Annotated in this window: 2 rRNA genes; both read left to right on the top strand. The window is 51.2% G+C overall.

The features are described from left to right. The first annotated feature begins 166 nt into the window (after positions 1 to 166). Positions 167 to 3,098 (top strand): 23S ribosomal RNA (locus BN1609_RS13850). A gap of 78 nt (positions 3,099 to 3,176) precedes the next feature. Further along, positions 3,177 to 3,292: ribosomal RNA gene (gene rrf, locus BN1609_RS13845) — 5S ribosomal RNA — on the top strand. The last annotated feature ends 3 nt before the right edge of the window (positions 3,293 to 3,295 follow it).

The following is a 3,295-nucleotide window of genomic DNA, read 5'->3' as shown; positions in this document are numbered from 1 at the left end:
TGTTCTTTGAAAACTAGATAAGAAAAGTTAGTAAAGTTATCACAAGTGGAAACACTTGTATAAAAGTAACCGAGAATCAACTGAAAGTGTATCTTTCAAATGAACCGACGTTTATCATCGCTGGTAAACGCGATTCAGATTAACCGGACTTCGAAGAAGTCTATGAGGTTAAGTTAGGAAGGGCGCACGGTGGATGCCTTGGCACTAGGAGCCGAAGAAGGACGGGACTAACACCGATATGCTTTGGGGAGCTGTACGTAAGCGTTGATCCAGAGATTTCCGAATGGGGGAACCCACTATCTTTAGTCGGATAGTATCCTTATGTGAATACATAGCATAAGGAAGGCAGACCCAGGGAACTGAAACATCTAAGTACCTGGAGGAAGAGAAAGAAAAATCGATTTCCTGAGTAGCGGCGAGCGAAACGGAAAGAGCCCAAACCAAGAAGCTTGCTTCTTGGGGTTGTAGGACACTCTATACGGAGTTACAAAGGAAGGCTATAAATGAAGCGGTCTGGAAAGGCCCGCCAGAGACGGTAAAAGCCCGGTAGTTGAAATAGGCTTCTCTCCAGAGTGGATCCTGAGTACGGCGGAACACGTGAAATTCCGTCGGAATCCGGGAGGACCATCTCCCAAGGCTAAATACTCCCTAGTGACCGATAGTGAACCAGTACCGTGAGGGAAAGGTGAAAAGCACCCCGGGAGGGGAGTGAAAGAGTACCTGAAACCGTGTGCCTACAAGTAGTTAGAGCCCGTTAATGGGTGATAGCGTGCCTTTTGTAGAATGAACCGGCGAGTTACGATTTGTTGCAAGGTTAAGCGGAAAAAGCGGAGCCGTAGCGAAAGCGAGTCTGAATAGGGCGCATGAGTAACAGGTCGTAGACCCGAAACCAGGTGATCTACCCATGTCCAGGATGAAGGTAAGGTAATACTTACTGGAGGTCCGAACCCACGCACGTTGAAAAGTGCGGGGATGAGGTGTGGGTAGCGGAGAAATTCCAATCGAACTTGGAGATAGCTGGTTCTCTCCGAAATAGCTTTAGGGCTAGCCTCGAGGTAAAGAGTCATGGAGGTAGAGCACTGTTTGGACTAGGGGCCCCTCTCGGGTTACCGAATTCAGATAAACTCCGAATGCCATGTACTTATACTCGGGAGTCAGACTGCGAGTGATAAGATCCGTAGTCGAAAGGGAAACAGCCCAGACCACCAGTTAAGGTCCCCAAATATACGTTAAGTGGAAAAGGATGTGGGGTTGCTTAGACAACCAGGAGGTTGGCTTAGAAGCAGCCATCCTTGAAAGAGTGCGTAATAGCTCACTGGTCGAGTGACCCCGCGCCGAAAATGTACCGGGGCTAAACGTATTACCGAAACTGTGGATGAACCACTAAGTGGTTCGTGGTAGGAGAGCGTTCTAAGGGCGTTGAAGTCAGACCGGAAGGACTGGTGGAGCGCTTAGAAGTGAGAATGCCGGTATGAGTAGCGAAAGAAGGGTGAGAATCCCTTCCACCGAATATCTAAGGTTTCCTGAGGAAGGCTCGTCCGCTCAGGGTTAGTCGGGACCTAAGCTGAGGCCGATAGGCGTAGGCGATGGACAACAGGTTGATATTCCTGTACCAGTGTCAATTGTTTGACCAATGGGGTGACGCAGAAGGATAGGGAATCGCACGAATGGAAATGTGCGTCCAAGCAGTGAGTGTGAGAAGTAGGCAAATCCGCTTCTTGCGAAGCATGAGCTGTGATGGGGAAGGAAATAAAGTACGGAAGTTCCTGATTTCACGCTGCCAAGAAAAGCCTCTAGGAAGAGAGATACTGCCCGTACCGCAAACCGACACAGGTAGATGAGGAGAGAATCCTAAGGTGAGCGAGAGAACTCTCGTTAAGGAACTCGGCAAAATGACCCCGTAACTTCGGGAGAAGGGGTGCTCTATTAGGGTGAAAGCCCGAGAGAGCCGCAGTGAATAGGCCCAGGCGACTGTTTAGCAAAAACACAGGTCTCTGCAAAACCGTAAGGTGACGTATAGGGGCTGACGCCTGCCCGGTGCTGGAAGGTTAAGAGGATGGGTTAGCTTCTTGCGAAGCTCAGAATTGAAGCCCCAGTAAACGGCGGCCGTAACTATAACGGTCCTAAGGTAGCGAAATTCCTTGTCGGGTAAGTTCCGACCCGCACGAAAGGCGCAACGATCTGGGCACTGTCTCAACGAGAGACTCGGTGAAATTATAGTACCTGTGAAGATGCAGGTTACCCGCGACAGGACGGAAAGACCCCGTGGAGCTTTACTGCAACCTGATATGGAATGTTTGTACCGCTTGTACAGGATAGGTAGGAGCCGAAGAATCGCGTGCGCCAGCATGCGAGGAGGCGCTGGTGGGATACTACCCCCGCTGTATGACCATTCTAACCCGCCACGCTTAGCGCGTGGGGAGACAGTGTCAGGTGGGCAGTTTGACTGGGGCGGTCGCCTCCTAAAGAGTAACGGAGGCGCCCAAAGGTTCCCTCAGAATGGATGGAAATCATTCGCAGAGTGTAAAGGCACAAGGGAGCTTGACTGCGAGACTGACAAGTCGAGCAGGGACGAAAGTCGGGCTTAGTGATCCGGTGGTTCCGCATGGAAGGGCCATCGCTCAACGGATAAAAGCTACCCCGGGGATAACAGGCTTATCTCCCCCAAGAGTCCACATCGACGGGGAGGTTTGGCACCTCGATGTCGGCTCGTCGCATCCTGGGGCTGTAGTCGGTCCCAAGGGTTGGGCTGTTCGCCCATTAAAGCGGCACGCGAGCTGGGTTCAGAACGTCGTGAGACAGTTCGGTCCCTATCCGTCGCGGGCGCAGGAAATTTGAGAGGAGCTGTCCTTAGTACGAGAGGACCGGGATGGACGCACCGCTGGTGTACCAGTTGTTCCGCCAGGAGCATCGCTGGGTAGCTATGTGCGGCAGGGATAAACGCTGAAAGCATCTAAGCGTGAAGCCCCCCTCAAGATGAGATTTCCCATTTCTTCGGAAAGTAAGATCCCTGAAAGATGATCAGGTAGATAGGTTTGGAGTGGAAGTATGGCGACATATGGAGCGGACAAATACTAATCGATCGAGGACTTAACCTTTTAATCTGGTTTTCGTTACTTTGTAACTCAACACTTTTCTTCTCTAGTTTTGAGAGAACAACGTTCTTTCTTTCATTGTCTGGTAGTTATGGCGAGAAGGTCACACCCGTTCCCATCCCGAACACGGTAGTTAAGCTTCTCTGCGCCGATGGTAGTTGGGGGCTTCCCCCTGTGAGAGTAGGTCGCTGCCGGGCAAT

It is taken from the genome of Listeria sp. ILCC797, assembly GCF_900186185.1.
GTDB lineage: Bacteria > Bacillota > Bacilli > Lactobacillales > Listeriaceae > Listeria > Listeria goaensis.
This window is presented reverse-complemented; position numbering and strand designations above follow the sequence as displayed.